This window comes from Lacinutrix sp. 5H-3-7-4, from assembly GCF_000211855.2.
Taxonomy (GTDB): domain Bacteria; phylum Bacteroidota; class Bacteroidia; order Flavobacteriales; family Flavobacteriaceae; genus Lacinutrix.
In genome coordinates this window covers 1,256,285-1,279,913 of sequence record NC_015638.1, presented here as the reverse complement: position 1 = coordinate 1,279,913, position 23,629 = coordinate 1,256,285, and the positions used below count along the sequence as shown (strand labels likewise).

Annotated in this window: 20 protein-coding genes and 1 pseudogene; 10 read left to right on the top strand and 11 right to left on the bottom strand. The window is 31.5% G+C overall.

Translation table 11 applies throughout. The features are described 5' to 3' along the window. The first annotated feature begins 46 nt into the window (after nucleotides 1-46). From hemB to LACAL_RS05560, 7 genes and pseudogenes are all read left to right on the top strand, one after another. A complete protein-coding gene (hemB, locus tag LACAL_RS05590; RefSeq protein WP_013869737.1) occupies nucleotides 47-1,036 on the top strand; it encodes a porphobilinogen synthase in 990 nt (329 codons plus the stop codon). Between the two features lie 166 nt (nucleotides 1,037-1,202). Next, nucleotides 1,203-1,436 (top strand): annotated as a pseudogene (locus LACAL_RS15630) (cytochrome c); the annotation flags it as partial. A 39-nt stretch (nucleotides 1,437-1,475) separates the two neighbouring features. Beyond that, on the top strand, nucleotides 1,476-2,549 hold the full coding sequence (locus LACAL_RS05580) for a CNNM domain-containing protein (protein WP_013869735.1): 1,074 nt from the start codon (nucleotides 1,476-1,478) through the stop codon (nucleotides 2,547-2,549). Then, on the top strand, nucleotides 2,549-3,025 hold the full coding sequence (locus tag LACAL_RS05575; RefSeq protein ID WP_013869734.1) for a methylated-DNA--[protein]-cysteine S-methyltransferase: 477 nt from the start codon (nucleotides 2,549-2,551) through the stop codon (nucleotides 3,023-3,025). The genes LACAL_RS05580 and LACAL_RS05575 overlap by 1 nt, the downstream gene beginning before the upstream one ends. Further along, nucleotides 3,025-3,558 carry a DUF4442 domain-containing protein gene (locus tag LACAL_RS05570; protein ID WP_013869733.1) on the top strand — a complete coding sequence of 178 codons (534 nt, stop codon included), beginning with the start codon at nucleotides 3,025-3,027 and terminating at the stop codon, nucleotides 3,556-3,558. The genes LACAL_RS05575 and LACAL_RS05570 overlap by 1 nt, the downstream gene beginning before the upstream one ends. A 39-nt stretch (nucleotides 3,559-3,597) precedes the next feature. Continuing rightward, nucleotides 3,598-4,752: a serine hydrolase gene (locus tag LACAL_RS05565; RefSeq protein ID WP_013869732.1), complete on the top strand. Its 1,155-nt coding sequence runs from the start codon at nucleotides 3,598-3,600 to the stop codon at nucleotides 4,750-4,752. Between the two features lie 31 nt (nucleotides 4,753-4,783). Beyond that, the gene (locus LACAL_RS05560; RefSeq protein ID WP_013869731.1) at nucleotides 4,784-5,497 is read left to right on the top strand and encodes a 3'-5' exonuclease; all 714 of its coding nucleotides are present in this window, start codon (nucleotides 4,784-4,786) and stop codon (nucleotides 5,495-5,497) included. 203 nt (nucleotides 5,498-5,700) lie between these two features. On the opposite strand, the gene LACAL_RS05555 is transcribed toward LACAL_RS05560, so the two are convergent. Next, complete coding sequence (locus LACAL_RS05555; protein WP_013869730.1) at nucleotides 5,701-8,112, bottom strand: GEVED domain-containing protein; 2,412 nt, start codon at nucleotides 8,110-8,112, stop codon at nucleotides 5,701-5,703. Between the two features lie 182 nt (nucleotides 8,113-8,294). Between LACAL_RS05555 and LACAL_RS05550 the strand changes: the two genes are divergently transcribed. Then, the gene (locus LACAL_RS05550) at nucleotides 8,295-9,980 is read left to right on the top strand and encodes an ABC transporter ATP-binding protein (RefSeq protein WP_013869729.1); all 1,686 of its coding nucleotides are present in this window, start codon (nucleotides 8,295-8,297) and stop codon (nucleotides 9,978-9,980) included. 307 nt (nucleotides 9,981-10,287) lie between these two features. Here LACAL_RS05550 and LACAL_RS05545 read toward each other — a convergent pair whose 3' ends face one another. The 9 genes from LACAL_RS05545 to LACAL_RS05505 all read right to left on the bottom strand — a co-directional run bounded on the left by LACAL_RS05545 (nucleotide 10,288) and on the right by LACAL_RS05505 (nucleotide 20,731). Continuing rightward, nucleotides 10,288-10,911 carry a hypothetical protein gene (locus tag LACAL_RS05545; RefSeq protein ID WP_013869728.1) on the bottom strand — a complete coding sequence of 208 codons (624 nt, stop codon included), beginning with the start codon at nucleotides 10,909-10,911 and terminating at the stop codon, nucleotides 10,288-10,290. Nucleotides 10,912-10,932: 21 nt separating this feature from the next. Next, nucleotides 10,933-11,586, bottom strand: coding sequence for a CoA transferase subunit B (locus LACAL_RS05540; protein ID WP_013869727.1), 654 nt, complete (start codon nucleotides 11,584-11,586; stop codon nucleotides 10,933-10,935). 88 nt (nucleotides 11,587-11,674) lie between these two features. Then, entirely contained in the window at nucleotides 11,675-12,376 is a 702-nt protein-coding gene (locus tag LACAL_RS05535; protein WP_013869726.1) for a CoA transferase subunit A, read from the bottom strand. A 101-nt stretch (nucleotides 12,377-12,477) separates the two neighbouring features. After that, nucleotides 12,478-15,156: a carboxypeptidase-like regulatory domain-containing protein gene (locus tag LACAL_RS05530; protein ID WP_013869725.1), complete on the bottom strand. Its 2,679-nt coding sequence runs from the start codon at nucleotides 15,154-15,156 to the stop codon at nucleotides 12,478-12,480. Then, entirely contained in the window at nucleotides 15,129-15,884 is a 756-nt protein-coding gene (locus LACAL_RS14990) for a GLPGLI family protein (RefSeq protein ID WP_013869724.1), read from the bottom strand. Before LACAL_RS14990 ends, LACAL_RS05530 begins: the two co-directional genes overlap by 28 nt. A gap of 64 nt (nucleotides 15,885-15,948) precedes the next feature. Continuing rightward, complete coding sequence (locus LACAL_RS05520) at nucleotides 15,949-16,248, bottom strand: hypothetical protein (protein ID WP_148256125.1); 300 nt, start codon at nucleotides 16,246-16,248, stop codon at nucleotides 15,949-15,951. Nucleotides 16,249-16,726: 478 nt separating this feature from the next. Beyond that, the gene (locus tag LACAL_RS05515; protein WP_013869722.1) at nucleotides 16,727-19,093 is read right to left on the bottom strand and encodes a transglycosylase domain-containing protein; all 2,367 of its coding nucleotides are present in this window, start codon (nucleotides 19,091-19,093) and stop codon (nucleotides 16,727-16,729) included. A gap of 26 nt (nucleotides 19,094-19,119) precedes the next feature. After that, nucleotides 19,120-19,605, bottom strand: coding sequence for a gliding motility lipoprotein GldH (locus LACAL_RS05510; protein WP_013869721.1), 486 nt, complete (start codon nucleotides 19,603-19,605; stop codon nucleotides 19,120-19,122). Then, a complete protein-coding gene (locus LACAL_RS05505; protein WP_237701010.1) occupies nucleotides 19,595-20,731 on the bottom strand; it encodes a regulatory iron-sulfur-containing complex subunit RicT in 1,137 nt (378 codons plus the stop codon). The genes LACAL_RS05510 and LACAL_RS05505 overlap by 11 nt, the downstream gene beginning before the upstream one ends. Before the next feature lie 22 nt (nucleotides 20,732-20,753). On the opposite strand from LACAL_RS05505, the gene LACAL_RS15545 reads away from it, so the two are divergent. Continuing rightward, entirely contained in the window at nucleotides 20,754-20,918 is a 165-nt protein-coding gene (locus LACAL_RS15545) for a hypothetical protein (RefSeq protein WP_237701009.1), read from the top strand. A 132-nt stretch (nucleotides 20,919-21,050) separates the two neighbouring features. Here LACAL_RS15545 and LACAL_RS05500 read toward each other — a convergent pair whose 3' ends face one another. Continuing rightward, a complete protein-coding gene (locus tag LACAL_RS05500) occupies nucleotides 21,051-22,118 on the bottom strand; it encodes a rhodanese-related sulfurtransferase (RefSeq protein WP_013869719.1) in 1,068 nt (355 codons plus the stop codon). A gap of 469 nt (nucleotides 22,119-22,587) precedes the next feature. On the opposite strand from LACAL_RS05500, the gene recA reads away from it, so the two are divergent. Further along, complete coding sequence (gene recA / locus LACAL_RS05495; protein WP_013869718.1) at nucleotides 22,588-23,592, top strand: recombinase RecA; 1,005 nt, start codon at nucleotides 22,588-22,590, stop codon at nucleotides 23,590-23,592. Nucleotides 23,593-23,629 lie beyond the last annotated feature (37 nt).

The following is a 23,629-nucleotide window of genomic DNA, read 5'->3' as shown; positions in this document are numbered from 1 at the left end:
ATAAAAATTATTGCAGTTTAACAACTGTTTATTCAAGATTTATAATATGTATCCACTAAAAAGAAATAGAAGATTAAGAGCCAACAAAGCCATTAGAAGTTTAGTTAGAGAAACTATTATTTCTCCAAACGATTTTTTAGTGCCACTTTTTATAGTTGAAGGCAAAGGAGTAAAAGAAGAAATTGCCTCTATGCCAAATTATTATCGCTATAGTTTAGATTTATTAGAAGCTGAAGTTAAAGAACTTTGGAAATTGGGCTTAAAATCTGTTTTACTATTTGTAAAAGTACCAGATAATTTAAAAGATAATAAAGGTACCGAAGCTTTAAATCCAGATGGATTAATGCAACGTGCTATAAAAACAGTTAAAAATGTGTGTCCAGACATGTTAGTAATGACGGATGTTGCTCTAGACCCATATTCATCATTTGGTCATGATGGTATTATAGAAAATGGAAAAATTGTAAACGACAATACTGTTGATGTTTTAGCAGAAATGAGTTTGTCTCACGCACAAGCTGGAGCTAATTTTGTTGCACCAAGCGACATGATGGATGGTCGTATTTTAGCCATTCGCGAAACATTAGAAGATGAAGGATTTGTAGATACAGGTATTATGAGCTATTCGGCAAAATATGCCTCAGCATTTTATGGCCCATTTCGCGATGCTCTAGACTCTGCACCAGTTGATGCTCAAGAAATTCCAAAAGATAAAAAAACATATCAAATGGATTATGCCAATCGCTTTGAAGCCATTCGCGAAACCGAAATGGATATAGATGAAGGCGCAGATATTGTTATGGTAAAACCAGGATTATGCTATTTAGATATTGTTCGTGAAATTAAAAACGAAGTCGATGTTCCTGTTGCTGTTTACCAAGTTTCTGGTGAATATGCAATGCTTAAAGCTGCCGCAGAAAAAGGTTGGTTAGATCATGACGCTGTTATGCTAGAACAGGTTACAGCTATTAAACGTGCAGGCGCAGATGTAATTGCAAGCTACTTTGCTAAAGACGTAGTTAAATTAATTTCGTAAAAAAATGAAAAATATTCTCCTGTTATTTACAACAATTATAATAATAGGAGTTTGTTTATTTTTGTTTATTCTTAAACAAAGTGCAACACAAACAAGTTGTAATACTCCAACACCAAAACTAATTTGTGGCACTATAAATTATGCTACAACTAACTCACAACAGGCTGTAGATGGCAAAAAGTTATTTAACGTTAATTGCGCAGCATGCCATAAATTAGATAAAAAAATGGTAGGTCCAGCTCTTAGGCACCTTGGTAAAAAATATAATTTTATAAGTCTTAAAAATCATTTAAAAGATAAAAAGGCCAGTTTAAAAAGTAAAACCTACAACACTTCTTGTCTTGTATTCAAACATTTAAGCGATAAAGATATTTCTAATATCCTTTCTTATACAGAATAACCAAATAATTTTTAACTTAGCATAAAACTAAATCAATCCATGGGATTACTAATATTTTACGGAGTTATCTCCATCTTTTTCTCTTTTTTATGTTCAATTTTAGAAGCAGTTCTATTAAGTGTAACACCAACCTTTATTAATGTTAAAAAGCAAGAAGGCAAGAGTTATGCTTTAGCATTAGAAGCTTTAAAAAAAGACGTAGACAGACCTTTAATTGCTATTTTAACACTTAATACAATTGCACATACCGTTGGTGCTATATTGGTTGGTAAGCAAGCCGAGCAACTTTATGGTAATGGTGATGGTTATGGTGTATTTATTGTTTCGGCAGTAATGACTATTTTAATTTTAGTCGCTTCAGAAATTATACCAAAAACCATTGGAGCAACCTATTGGAAAAGTCTAGCTAATTTTACAACCAAAGCACTTAATATTTTAATTTTTCCATTAAAATGGACTGGTTTATTATGGTTAATGCAACTAACAACAAAACTTATTGGCGGTAAAGGTCACGGTAGCGTATTAAGCCGAGAAGGCTTTCTAGTTATGGCAGATATGGCTCATGAAGAAGGTGTTTTTGAAAGTAACGAAAGTAAAATCATTAAAAACCTTTTAACTTTTAAAGAAGTTTTTGCTAAAAATGTAATGACACCGCGAACGGTTATGAAATCTGAAAACATAACAACTACTGTTGAAGATTTTTTTAATAGAAACATGAATGTGCGTTTTTCAAGAATTCCTGTTTATGCAGATACCGAAGATAACATTAAAGGTCTCGTTTTAAAAGATGAAGTTTTTAAAGAAATGGCTCTTGGAAACGGCACCAAAAAGCTTGGAGAATTAAAAAGAGATATAATAATTGTTGAAAGAAATTTACCAATACCTACTCTTTTTGAGCAACTTGTTGAAACCAGAAACCACATGGCTTTAGTAGTAGACGAGTATGGATCTGTAAGTGGCATTGTAACCATGGAAGATGTTATTGAAACCTTACTTGGCTTAGAGATTATGGATGAAAGCGATAATGTTAGCGACCTGCAATTACAAGCTAGAAGAAACTGGGAAACAAGAGCTAAAAAAATGGGTCTTATTGAAGGAGAAAAAACAGAGTAATGGAAGAAAGCTGTTACATTAATTCTCCTTTAGGAGTTGCCAAAATTATTGGCGATGTAAACGGTATAAACTCTGTTTCTATTTTAAATTCTAATGAGAAAATTTCAAATAATATTCCAGAAGTTTTAGAAGATTGTGTATTACAACTTAATGAATATTTTAATGGCAATCGAAAGCAATTTAGCTTAAAGCTTAACCCAATAGGCACAGCTTTTCAACAACGCGTATGGAAAACACTACAAACTATTCCATACGGTAAAACTATTTCTTATCTAGAGTTATCAAAACAGCTTGGAGATATAAAAGCTATTAGAGCCGTTGCAAATGCTAATGGTAAAAATCCATTATGGATTATTATTCCATGTCACAGAGTTATTGGTAGCGATGGAAGCTTAACAGGTTATGCTGGTGGTATTAACCGTAAACAGTGGCTTTTAGAACACGAAAGCCCATATAAACAACAACGCTTATTTTAATGTATAGAATTGCAACCAATTTTTTAAAACGTTTTTTTAAAACATCTACTATTTACAAATATGGCTTTAATTGGTCGCCAATGTACAAGCGAAGCACTGCAAAATTAATACAGGTTAGCGACAATCTACAATATGTAAAAATAAAACTAAAACCCAGTTGGAAAAACCGTAATTATGCTGGTTCTATTTTTGGAGGCTCTATGCTAAGTGCTACAGACCCAATTTACATGATACAACTAATACAAATACTTGGCGATGATTTTGTTGTATGGGATAAAGCTGCAAGTATAAAATATAAACGTCCTGCAAAAGAAACTATTTATGCAGAGTTTGTTTTTTTAGATGAAGAAATTAAAAATATTAAAAACGAAATAAGCCTTAAAAACGAAGTTAATATCACCAAAAAATTAACTTTAAAAAACGCAGAAAATATAGTGTTTGCTGAAATTGAAAAAACAATATACGCCACTACAAAAACCTACTATAAAGAAAAACTGAAACAAAGAAAACAACAACAAAATACTGCACAATAAAATAATATTAGTATCTTAATTTTCTATAAAACTAACTAAATGAAATTTCTAAAAAACCTTTTAAAAGTACTTGTAGTACTATTTGGCTTACTAATTGCCATACTTTACATTACAGACACAGATTATTTATTAAAAGCGGTAAGAACCATTTATATGCGTGGTTACACAACTGCTTTCTTAGATGATTATAAAAGATTTGATAATCGTACAATAGATGTTGGTACACCTCAACCATGGCCAAATCACAAAAATTACAATACTGCCAAAGAAACTGAAACCCTACAAAAAGCAAATAAAGATTGGGGAACTGTAGCTTATGTTATTATTAAAAACGACAGTATTTGGTACGAGAATTATTTTGATGGCTATAACGAAAACTCAAAATCAAATTCATTTTCTATGGCAAAAAGCTACGTTTCGGGATTATTAGGCAAAGCTTTAATGGAAGGTTACATAAAAAGTCTAGACGAACCTGTTTGTAATTATTTGCCAGAATTTTGTGATGGCTTAGCTGCAAAAATGACTGTTGGAGATTTATCTACAATGAGCTCTGGTACTAATTGGGACGAAGCTTATTATTCTCCATTATCTATTACTACACGTGCTTATTTTGATGATGACTTAGCAAAAGTAATGAATGGCTTAAAGGTTGTTGAAGAACCTGGAAAAGCCTTTAAATATGCCAGTGGTGATACACAAATGTTAGCAATGGTTATAGAAAAAGCTACAGGAAAAAAATTATATACATATTTAGAAGAAAGCTTCTGGAAACCTTTAGGTAGCGAAAACCAAACACTTTGGCAAGTAGATAGTGATAACCACGATTTAGTTAAAGCATATTGCTGTATTGCAAGTAATGCAAAAGATTTTGCACGCTTTGGAAAACTATATAAAGACCACGGTAAATGGAATGGCAAACAAGTTTTAGACTCTGCTTTTGTTGCCAAATCTTTAACTCCTAAATTCGATCCTGTTTACGGTTATGGTTGGTGGCTTAAAAACTATAATGGCAAAGATTTTAAAATGATGCGTGGTCACTTAGGACAATATGTAATTGTGCAACCAGAGGACAATGTTATAATTGTTCGTTTAGGACACCAAAAATCACCAGATGCAGGCATTGGCCATTATACAAAGGATATTTCGCTTTATATAGATGAGGCTTATAAAATGTTAAACCAAAATGAAAATTAATTTTTAAACCATTTGTTTTTTATAATATGCTATGATCTCTAAACTCAACTTAGAAAATATTTTATTTTTAGATATTGAAACCGTACCTGAAACACATAATTTCTCAGATTTAGATAAAACCAAACAAGCGCTTTGGGAAGCAAAATCACGCTACCAAAGAAAAGAAGAGTTTACACCTGAAGAATTTTATGATCGTGCAGGAATCTGGGCAGAATTTGGAAAAATAATTTGTATTTCGGTTGGATATTTTACAAATCAAGGCGATACACGTTTGTTTAGAACCACATCTTTTTATGGTGAAGAACCAACACTTTTAAAAGCATTTAAAAATTTATTGATTTCTCACTTTAGCCAAGCTAAACATTTATTATGCGCTCACAACGGTAAGGAATTTGACTTTCCGTACATAGCGAGACGTATGATTATTAATGGTATTGAGTTGCCATACAAGCTTAATCTTTTTGGAAAAAAACCTTGGGAAGTACCACATCTCGACACATTAGAGTTATGGAAGTTTGGCGACTATAAAACCTATACTTCTCTTAAATTAATGACTAACGTTTTAGGTGTTCCTTCTCCAAAAGATGATATTGATGGCAGTGAAGTTTATCGTGTTTATTACGAAGAAAATGATATTGACCGTATTATAACTTATTGCGAAAAAGATACTATTGCTGTAGCACAAATATTCTTGAGACTTCGTGGTGAGCGTATTTTAAGTGATGAAGAAATTATTCACGTTTAAACTATAACTTATTACAATTACTTACGCCCGCAAAAAGGATTGAGGCTTTGTTGAAGCTCCTCGCAGAGAGCGACTGCCGAAAAGCCTGGTTTTTGCTTTTTTTGCGAAAATTTGCCCAAATATTTTTAATTTTAAAACAAAAAAAAGTCCCAAGTTAAACTTGGGACTTTTCAGCAAATAAGCTAGTTTAAAGGGATAATTACTTATTGCTTAATAAACTTTCTGGTTTCTATTTTATCGTTTACGTTAAATTGAATCATGTACATTCCTGCTTCTAAATTCCCTACGTTAACACCATTTGTCGAGGTTCCTTTTGCTACTTGTTGACCCAACATGTTTACTACTGTAAATGGTAATTTTTCTATGTTAGATTTTACAAATAGTGTATTACCACTTACTGGATTTGGATATACAGATACTTGTACGTCAAGGTACTGTACAAAACCTTCGTTTGTTGTTCTTGCTGTACCACAAGTACCAAGATTAGTCCACCCGCTTGATGTTCTTTGATATAATGAACCATTATAGGTTACTTGATCTCCAACAGCGTAAGATTGACCGCTATTATATGGTGCTACTCCTGCACATTTATCTGCTGCGCCATTGGTTAAACTAATGGCATCTATTGCCATATCTCCTTGCCATGTTGTACCTGTTGTACCATCGAACCTTAATTGAACTGAGCTTCCTGCATAAGATGATAAATCTATACTTGCATTTTGCCAAGCGTTACCTTGATTTCCAGACTGCGTCCAAACGGTAGTCCATGATGAACCGCTATTTGTACTTACTGCTACTTTTAGGTTACCCATTGCTGCTGCACCGTACATGTGGTATTTAAAACTAAAAGTGGCTTGATTTTGTCCTGCTAAATTAAAGCATGGCGATACTAATAATGCTCTTTTTGTAGAATAATTTGGTGCCGAAGATTCCATATAAGCATATTGAGATCCAGCACTTGCGCTTGATGGCCCTGTGTTGCTTGATGGCGTAGAACCAGAGCGCCTTGTCCAGTTAAAATCGTCTCCGCTACCTTGTGTCCATCCTCCAAAGTTAGACTCAAAACCTTCGTTATAAGGGAAAGATGAAATTGCTCCACTACATCCTGTTGGTGGTGGCGTTGTTGTTCCTGTTTTTATTGTTACTGTATAATCTTCTACTTCTCCATAAGAGAATGTTTCGCAAGAAGTTGGTATACCATTATATTTCATAGAAACACGTAAACGCTTATCTCCATTTGCAGTTCCTGAAGGTACTGTAAACGTGCCACTAACTGGTGATGATTGTGTTGCTGCAAGCGAGAAAATTTGTTCTCCTGAGTCTGTAAAATCACCATCGTCGTTATAATCTATCCACGCTGCATAACCTTCGCTATACGTTGTTCCTGTCCAAGTTGGTGTTACTGTTATTGTGTAGCTTGAACCTTTATTTAAATCTGTAGATGTGTTTGTAAAATCTGAATATAACTGTGCTCCAGAAGGATTATTAATACTTCCTACTTGTACTCTTGAGATATACTCATCGTTTACACTGTTACCTTGAGATGCGCAATATTGTGTTCCTGTTTGACATGGTGTACAAGAACCGCCACAGTCTACTCCTGTTTCGTTTCCATTTTGTATACCATCTGTACATGTTGGTTGTGCTACTGCTCCACATTTATCTGATAGTGCTAAACTTCGTCTTGCTCCGCCAGCTGCTAATACTGCTCGCATTCTGTTTTTTTGACCAAGTGTAAAAAGATTCATACAAGAATCGTTAGTGTAATCCATATAGTTTTGTACCATATCTGTAGATCCACAAGAGGTTTGCCCTACTGGACAACCACCATTAGAGGTTTGGTGCGTAGGTGTATCACTCACAAAATCGTTACCACAGTTACTATCACCCCAAATATGACGAAGATTTAAGTAGTGACCAACTTCGTGTGTTGTTGTTCTACCACCATCAAACGGTGCTGTTACTGCTCCTGTTCTACCAAAATAGTTATAACCCATTACAACACCATCTGTTGCTGCATTACCACCTGGAAACTGAGCATAACCTAAAATTGTACCTCCGTTACTTAACATTTGTGGTACAATCCACATGTTTAAATACTCACTAGTATTCCAAGGATCAATTCCTCCTGTAGACGAACGCTTCATATCATCACTAGTTCCCCAATCACGACGTGTTGTTGATTTTCTAGTAATTCCAGTGGTTGCATTACCATTTGGATCTACAGTTGCTAAGCAAAATTCTATTTCAGAATCTGCTGCTTGAGACCAAGCATTATCTGCATCTGGATTAGTACGCCTAAAGTCTTCATTTAATACGTCTAACTGAGATTGAATTTGAGCTACACTTATATTTTCGGTAGAATTACGGTATAATACATGTACAACAACAGGTAAGGTTATTACATTACCTACAATTTTGTTTTGTGAATTGTCCATTTGCTGTACTTTTAGCTTTGTGAACTGTTCAATATCTTGCATTCTTTGTTCAAGATTAGGGTCGTTTTGTTTTCTATACTCCAAATTTTCCATTGTAGCACATTTTCTGTCTTCTTGCGCGAAGGCACAAAAGACAAATAAAAAACTCAATAATGATAAAGTAATTGTTTTTTTCATGTGAATTGTTTAAAATATTAATTAATTTTTTAGGGAATTAGCAATGAAAGTATTAAAATCCACACGAACAAGTATTCGGTTTAATCGATTTTTCGACGAAATGCAATAAAAATAAAAACATTCGGTTCTGGTTACGGTTAAACCCGTAAAATATCGGACTATAATTCCTACATTTACAAAATATGAGTACTCTACTAACAGTAAATAATCTTTCAATTTCTTTTATTAATAATAAAAAAGAGAATGAAATTATCCATGGTATTACTTACCAACTAAATGCTAATGAAATTTTAGGAATTGTTGGAGAATCTGGTTCTGGAAAATCTGTTTCTACAGCTGCAATATTAGGGTTATTACCTAAAAAGATTTCTAAAATCACTTCTGGAAGTATTATTTTTCAAGGTGAAGATTTAACCAAAATAACAGCTAAAGCTTTTCAAGAAATAAGAGGAAAAAAAATTGGTATGATTTTTCAAGAACCAATGAGTGCTTTAAATCCTTCTATGACTTGTGGCAAACAGGTTGAAGAAATTTTAAATATACATACAACTTTATCAAAAAAAGAGATTACAAACCAAACCCTTTTGTTATTTAGTAAGGTAAAGTTGCCAAATCCTGATCGCGTGTTTAAAGCTTATCCTCATGAAATTTCTGGAGGACAAAAACAACGTGTAATGATTGCAATGGCTATTGCTTGTAAACCACAAATTTTAATTGCAGATGAACCTACCACTGCGCTAGACGTTACTGTACAGAATGAGATAATAGCTTTACTAAAAGAATTGCAAGAAGAAACTAAAATGAGTATTCTGTTTATAACTCACGATTTATCATTAATCTCCCAAATTGCAAATCGGGTTTTAGTAATGTATAAGGGAGATATTGTTGAGCAGAATACGGTTTCAAACATTTTTAATAATCCAGAACATAAATACACAAAAGCTTTAATTAATTCTAGACCTTCTTTAAATACCAGGTTAAAAACGTTACCTACTATTAAGGATGTTATGAATAATAGTGTCGATTCCCAAATAATAACTGCAGGTATGCGTGCAGAACAACATAGTAAAATATACAGTAATGAGCCTTTACTTGAGGTTAAAAATCTAGAAAAAGAATATGTTGGGAAATCTGGTTTATTTTCTAAAGCTGAAATATTTAAGGCAGTAAATAATGTTACTTTTAATTTATATGAAGGTGAAACACTAGGTTTAGTAGGAGAATCTGGTTGCGGAAAATCTACATTAGGAAATGCTATTTTATTGTTAGACAGGCCAACTGCCGGATCTATATTATTTAAAGGAAAAGATATTACAACTTTAAATACTAAAGAAGTAAAAACACTTAGAAAAGAAATACAAATAATATTTCAAGATCCATACTCTTCTCTAAATCCAAGACTAACTATTGGTGAAGCTATAATGGAACCCATGAAAGTTCATAAATTATTTACCACATATAGTAAAAGAAAAGAAAAAGCCATAGAGATATTAAACAGGGTTGGCTTAGATAATTCACATTTTAATAGGTATCCACATGAATTTTCTGGTGGACAACGCCAGCGTGTTGGTATAGCAAGAACTGTTGCCTTACAACCCAAATTAATTATATGCGATGAATCTGTATCTGCTTTAGATATTTCTGTTCAAGCACAGGTTTTAAATTTACTAAACGAATTAAAAGAGAAATTTGGATTTACTTATATCTTTATTTCTCATGATTTAGCTGTGGTTAAATATATGAGTGATCAATTATTGGTAATGAATAAAGGAAAAATAGAAGAGTTAGATGATGCTGATGTTATTTACAAGTCACCTAAAAAAGCGTATACTAAAAAACTAATTAATGCTATACCAAAAGGTTTATAGCATAAATACTTTTTTAGTTAAATACACTAGGCTTCCAATAAACTTGAAAGTTTGTTTAACTTTTTTAAACTGGGTTAGTAAAAATAAATCTGAATTCATAGGTAGGTAGTTTATGATAGACTTGGTTAGGTATTTATTACTAAATTGGGTGCGATAAACATAACAAAGTGGTTAAAGCTATGGTACATTTGGGTTTATTATTTTTGATAGGTTTGGGACTGCTAATATATAATTGATTTTAAATCTATCGGTTTAAAAGCATTAATATTCGACGAAATACACAAAACTTTAACATTTTAAGTAAATTTTAACCTTTTTTAGCTCTTTTTGTACTTAAAACAGATGCTGTTGCATAATAGCTTCTGCCGTAATTACTTCGTTTATCTTCACCTAAACGTTTTGCTACTTGATTTGTCATTTTTATAACAAATACTTCTTCTGCATTAGGAAAAGAAAGGTCATGGCCATCTGCATCTATCTTTTTTCCCTTAGATTTAAAATCTTGTTTTCTTTTATGGTAATCTTCAGGATCATAAATTTCATTATAGCAATGTATTAACTCATGAGATAATAAGGCTACTGGAGAATTGTAGCCTTTATTACTTCTAAACCATTTTTTTTTATGATTTTTTCTAAATATTACGCCATGTGTATCATAAAACAATATCGTGTTATGTGATGGACTGTATGCATTTCTATTACCTGGAATAATAGTAATATTGTTCTTTGTATCTGCTATTAACACATCAACAATATCAATTACTTTAGGCACTCCATTGTCTACAAAACGTATTGTTAAGGTGCTTGTTTTTACTAAAAAATCTAAAGCTATTGTAGTGTTTCTAAGAAAACGATCTTTAATTTTTGTATAATCTCTATTTTCTAAATAATGATAATTAACATAGCTATTTGTTAATGTTCTTATTCGCATGAAATACTGCTTAAAAAGAGGCTATAAACTCATTTCTGGAATATCTCCTTCAACAATTAAAGTGCCTTCTGTGGCTTGTTTAATTTCTTCTACTGTAACTCCTGGAGCGCGTTCTAAAAGTTTAAATCCTTTTTCTGTTACTTCTAAAACAGCGAGATTGGTTACTATTTTTTTTACACAACCAACACCCGTTAATGGTAATGAGCATTTTTTAAGTAGTTTTGATGCTCCTGCTCTATTTGTATGCATCATTGCTACAATAATATTTTCGGCACTTGCAACTAAATCCATAGCGCCACCCATACCTTTCACCATTTTTCCTGGTATTTTCCAGTTGGCAATATCTCCATTTTCTGCAACTTCCATAGCGCCTAAAATGGTTAAATGCACATGTTGACCACGAATCATGGCAAAACTTGTTGCGCTATCAAAAAAACTAGCTCCGGGCAAAGTTGTTATGGTTTGTTTTCCGGCATTAATAATGTCGGCATCTTCTTCGCCATCAAAAGGAAATGGTCCCATACCAAGCACGCCATTTTCACTTTGAAATTCTACTTCTATATCGTCACGCACATAGTTTGCAACTAAGGTTGGAATTCCTATTCCTAAATTTACATAGTAGCCATCTTGTACTTCTTTTGCAATACGTTTAGCTATTCCTGTTTTGTCTAACATAATCTATATTGTTATTTCTGCAGGAGCAGAAATTTTAAAAAATTAATTTATAGTGCGTATGTCTTTCTTATTAAAGAAAAGAATACATTTATTCTCGTGTACGAACTGTTCTTTGCTCTATTCGTTTTTCATACTTTTCACCTTGAAAAATACGCTGTACAAATATGCCTGGAATATGAATTTGATTAGGATCTAATTCTCCTACAGGAACAAGTTCTTCAACCTCAGCTACAGTTATTTGAGCTGCTCCACACATTACAGGATTAAAGTTTCTTGCTGTGCCTTTAAATATTAAGTTTCCAGCTGCATCACCTTTCCAAGCTTTTACAAAAGCAAAATCTGCTTTAAAGGCATGTTCTAAAACATACATTTTACCATCAAACTCACGTGTTTCTTTACCTTCGGCAACTTCTGTTCCGTATCCTGCTGGCGTATAAATTGCTGGAAAACCAGCTTGTGCTGCACGACAACGCTCGGCTAATGTACCTTGTGGTATTAGTTCTACGTCTAATTCTCCAGATAGCATTTGGCGCTCGAACTCATCATTCTCACCAACGTAAGAGGATACCATTTTTTTTATTTGTTTTTGTTGTAATAATAAGCCTAAGCCAAAATCGTCTACTCCTGCATTATTAGAAATACAGGTTAAGCCTTTAATTCCGCTTTTAACTAAAGCTGCAATGGCGTTTTCTGGTATTCCAGATAAGCCAAAACCACCTAACATAAATGTCATGTTATCGCTTATTCCTTTTACAGCATCACTAACAGCGTTTACTTTTTTATTAATCATAACTATTTGTTTCTTTTGTGGCTTAAATTTATGAAATAAAAAGAGTCGAATGGTATTTTGAGTTACTTTTTGTAAAAAGTAAAACACTCAAAAAAAATTAATTAAAATCTATATTCCATTTTCAACAAAATATACCTTGGTATAAGTCTATATTCTGCTGCTGAAGTACCAATATCACTAATTGAAAAATTTCTAAAAAACTTAGTGTTAAAAATATTCTTTCCATTTAAAGATAAAGTTAATTTATCTTTTATAAGTTTATATCGCGTATTAAAATCTAAAAAATAATAAGCCTTATCTGACTGCAATGAACCTAAATAATAAGATTCAGTTTTTAATGTCGCATCAAACTTCTTTTTTAATACAAATGTTAAGTCTAAAAAACTCATGTTATTTGTAAACGAATTATTTTTATTTGTTTTTACTTTTGAAGTTGTCCATTTGGTTCCTATATGGTAATTAAAAAAACCTTTAAAACCAGACCTTAACTCTAAACCATAATTATAATTATTAGTCGTAACTTTTCTTAAATTTGAATTGTTTATAATATTTTTAAATTCATTTTTGGTAAAACCTAAATCTAGCTTTAAATTAGAAGAGATTTGCTTAATATAGAAATCTAATTTTGAATTAAAATTTAAAAATTCTCGATCTTTAATAATTATTCTTTCAGACTGAGTAACGTTTTGATTAAGCAATGAATTAGTAGAAAAGAAATCATGGTTTTTACTATATAAAATGAATGTGTTAGCAAAAAAACGATCACTCCAATTACCCAATTGATAGTTTAAAAAAACACTTGAAGATATCAATTGATTAATATTAGAAGTTCCTTTTGAAAAAGAACGAAAATCATTTAAAACATAGTTATTATAGACATCTATAATACCTGTGTTTGTTGTATTATATGAATAGGTACTTGTTATTTTATTATTATTATTTATCTTCCAATTTACTCCTATACTTGGGTTAATATAAAAGGGATTTTGTTTAGTTAAAGTAATTTTATTTTCTAACCGATTAAAAAGTTGATGCGCATTTAATTTCCCTATAAAACCAAAATTATTAACTTTTAATAGATATTTACTTTTTACATATAAATCATTCACATGGTAAATAGTACTATTTTGATAACCTACTGGACTACTTAATAAAGTATTGTTTTGTTTTATTGAGAAATTGGATATTAATTTATCTTTCCTAAATTCATTTCCAATCTGTATCTCTAATAGGTCTCCATTTGTTTTTCTATCTAATAAGTGAGCATTAACACCAACAAATTGCATTTCGTTTAAATTTTGTTGCTCAATATTATTCCCGTCATTATTTGGAAATAAATCTTGAAAAAAAAATTGATTTACGGTATAATTTTCTGGTTCTTTTTCATCTATAAAACGACCAGTAATTAGAAACGCTTTATTCTTTTTAAATTTATTTGTAAAGTTTATTTTTTGATCAAAAAGTCTATTTGTATTTCGCAAATTCTCTATTGTCGAATTACCATTAAATAATAGATTTGTATTTGTATTAAAGCTCCCAGTGTTATATTTAGTAATGCCCTCTAGCATTTTATTTTTAGATAGGTTATAAATAACATTTACTTTACCAAAAGCTATTTTACTTTTACTTCTATACATATGATTTTCAATATTAGTAAAATTGGCATCATTTGTATTTACTACTTCTATAGTGTTTTTAAAAAAATCTTTCTCATCCCAATTAAAAAAGCCTAATGTTTTTATTTTTATTTTTTTTGAAGGATTAAATATTGCGTTTAAAGATGTAAGTTCTGCGTTATTAAAATTAGTTCTGTTTTTTTTAAAACTAAGTCTATCTGGAACTAAATTAATTAATGTGTTAACGCTTTGATTATCGCCAACACTAGAGGGCTCATTAACTTTAAATGGTTTAATTAAGTTATTTATATCTCCAGTAGCATCGTAACCTATATTATTAAAATTAGTGAAAAAATAGTATTTATTTTTTTTACCAAAATTCATTAAATTACCTTTAAATTCATAGAAATTTTCATTTCCTAAGCCTGCCTTAATATTACCAAACCATATACTTTTAGATTTTTCATTAAGCTTTAAATTTAAAGCAACTTTATTACTTTCTTCTATATTTTTTAGCAATCTATTATTTGAATAGTTTTTTAATAATTCAACCTCTTCAATGGGATAAGCAGGCATGTTTTTAGATAAAATTTTATAACCTTTTTCAAAAAGGTCGTCTCCATCTATCATTAATTTTTCTATTTCTTGATTACCAATTTTTATTGCACCATCTGTACCTATATTTATTCCAGGAATTGTTTTTAATAAGTCTTCTACTGTTTGCTCTGTACCGTTTACAAAAAATTTAGTTTTAAATGTGATAGTGTCTTTTTTAATAGATATTGCACGTTCGCTTTTAATAACAACTTCGTCTAAACTCATTGGTTTAATTTTTAAAGTTGCATTAACCTCCTTATTTTCTTGTAAATTTTTTACTGTTATTGGAACCGTTTTAACTTCGTAACCAAGTGAAGTAAAAACTAAATTAAACTTCCCTAGATTATCTGTTGTCAAGCTATAATTTCCATTTTTACCTGTGTAGGCAAAACTTAAAATTGATTGTGATAAACTATCTTTTAATATTACACTTGCAGAAGCTATATTGCTTGTACTGTCTTTAACAGTCCCAAAAATGATTGCTTGAGAAAAACAAAAGTTTTGAAGAAAAAAGAAAACAACAATTTTAGTAATAAAAGTTAATTTTCTGTGTTTTTTGCTTCCCATTCGTAGGTTATTTCTTTTTGAGTTTTTCTTAAAGGTAGACTAAGTTTCATACTTCCATTTCGTGGCATTTTAGAACTTATACTTCTTTCTTTTTCTAAGTAAATTTTCTTTTTTAAGGCTATAAAGGTTTTCAACTCATATGCTTTAGAGTATTTTATTTCTTCAAGATCGATTTTAGTATCTAGTTTTATGGATTTTGCTTTAAAAATAATTTGATTTAAACTATCATGAGCTTCTAAAATCACACCTGGTAATCCTTGTAATTTCCAAGGTCCATAAGGAAGTGGAATATCTTGAGTAAACCATACACTATATTGCCTACCTCTAAATTCTCCTGTAGCTAGTTGACATTTATAGATACTAGAGTTTTTAAATTTATTTTTTATTACCCAATTAATTCTAGGCAACACTTCTTTAATCTTGTACTTTTTATTAAATAATGAAACACTACTGTATAGGCTATCAACATCTCTATTAATAAGTACTGTTGGCCTTTCCTTAGCTATAGTACTTACAACAATAGATTTCTCATCACTATTATTAAATTTTCGTAGTTGTATTGGACTTAATTCTACAAAACTTGAATAGTTTGAAGTGAACTGTAATACTCCTACGGTTTGGTAATCTACACCCAATTTTTTTGTATAAATATACTCTATAGTTCCCGCTGTTTGCCCAAAACTAAAAAGACAAAACAAAAAAATTAATGGTAATAAAAATTTTCTCATAACTTTATTTTTAAAACGAAATAAGGAGTAATAAAATATTACTCCTTTTATAAAATTTATAATATTAATCCTCATTCAAAAATGCATAAGCCATCATTGTTACTCCAGGTTTTGCCAATTTACAGTTACCATCATGGTCTGTCCACGTAGCAGAACTTACTAACTCTCCGTCTTGGTAGATTGATACAGTAATAGTACACTCATCAAATGTTAATCTATCTATATAACTTTGTATAGTTGTATTTTGATTTTGACAAATTTCACTATCTAATAATAGAGCATTTGAATTATCAATATTAGAACCAGCAAAAGCATACGGTCCAATTAACATTAAAATAAATAAAGTGTTTTTAAATTTTCGCATAATAAATAATTTTAAACCACTTTTAGTTTTTAACTGGTTGGTTAATAACATTAAGCCGAGTTTTAAGCCGAAGTATTTTAAACAATAAAAGCCGCTATTGCTTAAAAGCACTATTTTAAATTACTTAGTAGGGAGATTAAAAAAACTAGCGCTAGTTATAAGATTAATCTTGGTGTTTTTAGTAAACCTTTAATCGGCTTTGATTTAAATTTTTAATGTCAACAGTGTAAACCTAAAAAAAAACAAATGGGCTATTTAAATTTTTATAAGCGTTTTTGTGTATTTCATCGAAAACAGACAATTTTGTGTACTTTTTATTACGGTAAAAACCGTAAATCAATAAAAAACAGTGTTTTATGTAGTTATAAAGCTTGGTTTTTTGCTTTACAAAATTAAGAGAAACAAAAAAGCCACTCAATAATGAATGGCTTTTTTGTTTATTTAATTACTTGTTTTAGATTTTATAAAAAGTGAAGTTTTATAAATCTAACTCATCTGGAATATCTTCGGTTGGCGTATCGTTATCACCATCTGGATTATCTTGCTGGTATTTATCGCAATCTACTTCTATAGATAAGTCTTTAGGTTTTTCAAAGTTTCCTTTAGACACATTTAATGTTTCATCTTGATAACAACTTTTCATGTACATTCCCCAAATAGGTAATGCCATTGCTGCGCCTTGACCATAAGTAATACGTTTAAAATGTGCTGCTCTATCTTCTGCACCAACCCAAACACCTGTTACTAGATTTGGCACCATTCCCATAAACCAACCATCACTTTGGTTTTGTGTGGTTCCTGTTTTTCCTGCTATTGGGTTTGTAAATTCATAAGGATAACCAGTTACAACTTCTCTGTAATCTGCACGCCATTTATCACGCCCTTTTCCTCTTAATCTTCCTCCAGATCCATATTGTGTTACACCTTCCATTAAATTTACTGTTACGTAAGCAGATTCTGCACTTAAAACATCTCTAGTTTCTGGTGTAAATTGATATAAAACGGTACCATTTTTATCTTCAATACGCTCAATCATAACAGGTTTTGTATATACACCTTGATTGGCAAATGCAGAATATGCTCCAACCATTTCATACACACTAATATCTGGTGTTCCTAAGGCTATTGATGGTACTTCTGGAATATCTGATGTAATCCCTAAATTTCTAGCTAATTTTGCTACTGGTTGTGGTCCAACTTTATTCATTAATCTAGCTGTTACAGTATTTATAGATCCTGCTAATGCTGCTTTTAATGTTTTTTCGCCACCGTAATCACCTCCATCGTTACTTGGTGTCCATGGTTCTGGATTACCATATTTATTTGCTTCTATTGTTATTTGAGATAATGGTAATTTATCACACGGTGACATGTGCAATTGGTCTATTGCTGTTGCATATACAAATGGTTTAAAGGTAGAACCTACTTGGCGTTTTCCTTGTTTAACCATATCGTATTTAAAGTGCCTATAATTCATGCCACCAACCCATGCTTTTACGTGACCTGTTTGTGGATCCATACTCATCATTCCTGGATGTAAAAAGGATTTATAGTAGCGCATAGAATCTATTGGTTTCATGATAGTATCTACTTCTCCTGCTTTGCCATCTATCCATTTAAATACCGTCATTTTTGTTGGTACATTAAATGATGCTTCTATCTCTTTATTGCTTTTTCCTTGATTTTTTAAAATTCTCCAACGTTCTCCACGACGCATTGCGTTTTTCATGAGTTTATCGATTTCGGCTTTATCTAAATCTAAAAAAGGAGCTGTTGGATTTCTTTTTGGTGTGTTTTGATTAAAAAACTCTGCTTGAAGTCTTGGCATGTGTCTAGCTACAGCTTCTTCGGCATACTTTTGCATGCGAGAATCTAAGGTTACAAACACTTTTAAACCATCACTATTTATATTGTATTTTTCTCCGTCTGGTTTTCTATTGGCTTTATCTTTTGTCCAATCTTTCATCCAACTTCTTAAGTATTCTCTAAAGTAAGTTGCTGTTCCAGATGTATGAGATTGTGGTGTGAATTTTAAATCTAACTCGGTTTTTTGTAATGAGTCTTTTACTTTTTCATCTATAAATCCATATTTTTCCATTTGGTACAAGACTACGTTTCTTCGGTTTTTTACTCCTACAGGATTTCTTGATGGAATTGGATTGTAAAATGAAGAGTTTTTAAACATACCTACTAACATAGCAGATTCTTTAATGCTTAAATCTTTTGGTTCTTTATCAAAATAGATGTTTGAAGCAGAACGTATGCCGTCTCCATTATTTCCAAAATCGTAGATATTGAAATATTGTGCTATTATTTCTTCTTTTGTGTATTGGCGTTCTAAACGTATAGCAATAATCCATTCTTTTGCTTTTTGAATAACTCTTTCTACTATGTTTTTTGAACCTTCGCCATGAAATAATTGTTTTGCTAATTGTTGCGATATTGTACTTGCTCCTCCACCAGAGCCTAATTTTACAATAGCACGCAATGTGCCTCGGCCGTCTATACCAGAATGTTCGTGAAAACGTGCATCTTCGGTTGCTATTAAAGCATCTACTAAATGTTTAGATAACTCATTATAACCAACAGGTGTTCTATTGTCGTTAAAATAGAATTTTGCTAATGTTTTACCATCGCTAGAAATAATTTCTGTTGCTAAATTTGTTTTAGGGTTTTCTAATTGAGTGTGATCTGGCATTTCACCAAATACGCTCCATGAAGCTAATAGAAATAGTAGTGCTATTGCTGCTATTCCAGATAAAAAGAGTATCCAAAACCAACGAATGTATTTTTCGAAGCTCTGAGGTTCTTGTGTTTGTTTGGTTTTGCTTTTTGCTTTTGCCATTTAAATAAGTACTAATGTATTTAAAGTTATTTTACGTCTTCAATTCTAAAACCTACATCGGTTATACCTTCTAGATTAGTAACGCCATTAATGTCTCCATTATTACGCATTGCTTGTTTTATATTTACTGTATAAGTACCTGTTTCACTAAACACTACGTTTTCTTTGTACCACAGTTTATTTTCTTTTACACTGGTTAAACCTGTACCTAACAACTCTCCATTTGGTTTTGCCATTCTATACTCTAAAGTATCACGAATTACTTTTCCTTTAGGAAAATTCATTTCTACAATTAAAAATAAATTACTGTACTTATATTCTTTTGTATTTCTAAGATTTACAAATAAATTATAAGGTTTTGTTGAGTCTGGTACTTTTACATTAAAGCTTACAACTTCGTTTTTATTCCAAACGTTTGGCACTGCTTTATACTCATCGAAAACACTATTTGTATCGCAAGAAAATAACATTACTGCTATTAAAACACTTAAAACGGCAACTTTACTTTGCATTATTAGTTTTGTTTTGTGGTCTTGGTTTTCTGTTTTTTCTCTTTTGAGGTTTATTTGCAGCCGGTTGTTTTTTATTTTGAGGCTGTGTTTTAGCCTTATTTTTATTTCTATTATTGCGGCTCTTATTATTTCTACGTTTTTTATTGCCTTTTGGACTATCGAAACGCGTTAAACTGTCTTGACCTACAACATTCTCGAAGGCTACTTTAGATTCTTCAATTAAATCTGAAGCATATTCTTCTAAGCTTGCTACTTTTTCTTTTTTCTTATTTAACTCTATTATTTCTCTGGCTTGGTCTGTTGTTATTTTATGCCAGTTCATCCATTCGCCCTCATATGCATACCACATGTGACCTTTAAATATATCGGTTTTTTGGCATACTGCGGTACCTTTTTCTGTATATAACTTGGTATCGTTTTTTGGAAATGCTTTTAAAGCATCCATATAAGAATCAAGTTCATAATTTAAACAGCATTTTAACTTACCACATTGTCCTGCAAGTTTTTGCGGATTTAAGGATAGCTGTTGGTATCTTGCTGCACTTGTACTTACCGATCTAAAATCTGTTAACCAAGTTGAGCAACACAACTCTCTACCACAAGAACCTATACCACCAAGTCTTGAGGCTTCTTGCCTAAACCCAACTTGTTTCATTTCTATTCTTGTTCTAAATTCTCGAGCAAATACTTTAATTAGTTCTCTAAAATCTACACGTTCTTCGGCTGTATAATAAAATGTTGCTTTGCTTGCGTCTCCTTGAAATTCAATATCGGAGATTTTCATTTGTAATTTTAGGTCTATAGCAAATTGTCTTGCTTTAACCTTCATTGGCTCTTCTTTATCACGAGCTTCACTCCAAATATCTATATCTCTTTGTGATGCTTTCCTATAAATTTTTAATACTTCGTCTGGTTTTGGCGCTATTTTTTTTCTTTTCATTTGCACTCTAACCAATTCTCCGGTTAGTGTAACCATACCAATATCATGCCCAGATTGTGCTTGTGTTGCAACAATTTCACCTATTGTAAGCGATAAATTTTCTGTGTTTTTATAGTAGTCTTTTCTTCCGTTTTTAAAACGAACCTCAACAAAATCGAAAGGTTTTTCTCCGTTAGGAACAGACATGTTAGATAGCCAATCGAAGACAGTGAGTTTATTACAACTGTCTGTACCACAGGTACCGTTATTTTTGCAGCCTTTAGGTTGGCCGTCTTTAGTTGAGCAACTTGCACAAGCCATATATGTAGATATATTGATTCTGAATGTTTTATGTTGTAGCTATAATGCTTTAGAAACACCAGAAGACGATTAATAATGTTTTACTTTTTTATTGAAGAAATTTTGCTTCGGCTAAAAATAAAATCTAACGGTAAAGATAAGATTATTTAGAAGACTGTGAAATATAAAAAAGCCTAAGATAATTTCTTAGGCTTTTTTTGTGTGATTATTTCTTTTTTAAGGTTTCAAATATATTACGCAAATCTTTTTTATATGGTAAGTGATCTGCTCTACCTTTTTTAAATATATCGTTACTATTACCTTGTCCTTTTCTTAGTGCTTTTTGCTCTTCGTATGGTAAGGCATTAATTTCTTTACAAGTTGTAGAGCAGCAATTGTCCATCTCGGTTTTACACGTTTCACATTGTATAAATAGTAAGTGACAAGCTTCATTAGCACAATTTACGTGTGTATCGCATGGTTTGCCACATTGGTGGCAATTAGCTATAACATGGTCACTAATTTTTTCGGCACGACGCTCATCGAAAACAAAGTTTTTTCCTAAAAATTTATTTTCAAGTTGCTCTTCTTTTACTTGCCTAGTATATTCTATAATACCACCTTCTAACTGGTATACATTTTTAAAACCTTTATGCTTAAAATATGCACTTGCTTTTTCGCAACGTATACCACCAGTGCAATACATTACTAGGTTTTTATCTTCTTTATGTTCTTTTAAATCGTCTTCAATAATATCTAAAGATTCACGAAAGGTATCAACATCTGGAGTTACAGCATTTTTAAAATGACCTATTTCGCTTTCGTAGTGATTTCTCATATCTACTAAAACGGTGTTTTCGTCTTCTATAAGTTGGTTAAATTTTTGTGCTGCTACATGCGTTCCTTTATTTGTAACATCAAAAGAATTATCTTCTAAGCCATCTGCAACAATTTTGTTTCTAACTTTTATTTTAAGCTTTAAAAAAGACATGTTATCTTGCTCTACAGCGACATTTAACCTAATGTCTTTTAAAAACTCAATAGTATCTAAATGCGTTTTAAACTCGTTAAACCTATCGGCTGGTAAGGATAATTGTGCATTAATACCTTCGGTTGCAATGTAAATACGCCCTAAAACGTCTAATGCATCCCATGTTAAAAATAAATGGTCTCGTAATATTTGCGGATTGCCAATTTTCGCATATTGATAGAAAGATAGTGTTAAACGCTCTTTACCTGCGTTTTCTATTAACGCAGCTCTTTCTTTGGCACTTAGTTTATTGTACAGTTGCATGCTATACTAATTTTAAAAAGTTAAAGATTTTTTTTTGCAAAGGTATTGTTTTATATCAACTTAACAAGTTTGAAGACATTTAGAGTGTTTATTGCTTTAAAATAAATATAAAAAAAAGTCCTTTGTACTTTACAAAGGACTTTTAATAGACTAACTCGTTATTAATTTTTTTTATTTCTAAAAAAACTAAACGAGTTAACCTCCATCGGCTTTACAGCTGCTGTTTATTAAAACAGAGACTGAAACGCCTAATGCTTTTGATGTTAATATTTTTTTTAAAAATCTCATGCTAATAACACTTTAATTTGAACATGATTTATAAAAAAGCGGATTTAATTTTTCTTTTTCATAGCTAAAATTTCCCCTCTTTATTACTTAGATGTCAATTTGTTTAAAAGGTTGCGTGAGAAAATAAAAAAAAGTGAAAAAAAGTAGTATTTTAGCACGACGAATAGAAAAAAAGAAGACTATGAGCAATGAAAAAGACGCCAAATTAAAGGCATTAAAGCTTACCTTAGACAAACTAGATAAAGCTTACGGAAAAGGAACAGTAATGAAAATGAGTGATGCTGCTGTTGTAGATGTAGAAGCGATTCCTTCTGGTTCATTAGGTTTAGATATTGCTTTAGGTGTTGGTGGTTATCCAAGAGGTAGAGTAATAGAAATATATGGTCCAGAATCATCTGGTAAAACAACATTAACATTACATGCTATTGCCGAAGCTCAAAAAGCTGGAGGTATTGCTGCATTTATTGATGCCGAGCATGCTTTTGATCGTTTTTATGCAGAAAAGTTAGGCGTAGATATAGACAATTTAATTATTTCTCAACCAGATAATGGTGAGCAAGCATTAGAAATTGCAGATAATTTAATTCGTTCTGGAGCTATTGATATTGTTGTAGTTGACTCGGTTGCTGCATTAACACCTAAAAGTGAAATTGAAGGTGAAATGGGAGACAGTAAAATGGGACTTCATGCACGATTAATGTCTCAAGCACTAAGAAAACTTACAGCTTCTATTAGTAAAACTAATTGTACGGTAATATTTATTAACCAATTACGTGAAAAAATTGGCGTAATGTTTGGAAACCCAGAAACTACAACTGGTGGTAATGCTCTAAAATTTTACGCTTCGGTACGTTTAGATATTAGAAGATCTACACAAATAAAAAGTACAGATGGTGAAGTAAGAGGAAATAAAACCAGAGTTAAAGTTGTTAAAAACAAAGTTGCTCCACCATTTAAATTAGCAGAGTTTGACATTATGTACGGCGAAGGTGTTAGTAAAGTAGGAGAAATTTTAGATGTAGCAGTAGAAAAAGAAATTGTGAAAAAAAGCGGTTCTTGGTTTAGCTACGAAGACACAAAATTAGGTCAAGGTAGAGACGCTGTAAAAGCCATTATAAAGGACAATCCAGAATTGTTTGATGAGCTTGAACAAAAAATTAAAAAAGCTATTAAAGAAGATTTATAATCTTTATTATAATTATATAAAATCCCGATCTATTCGG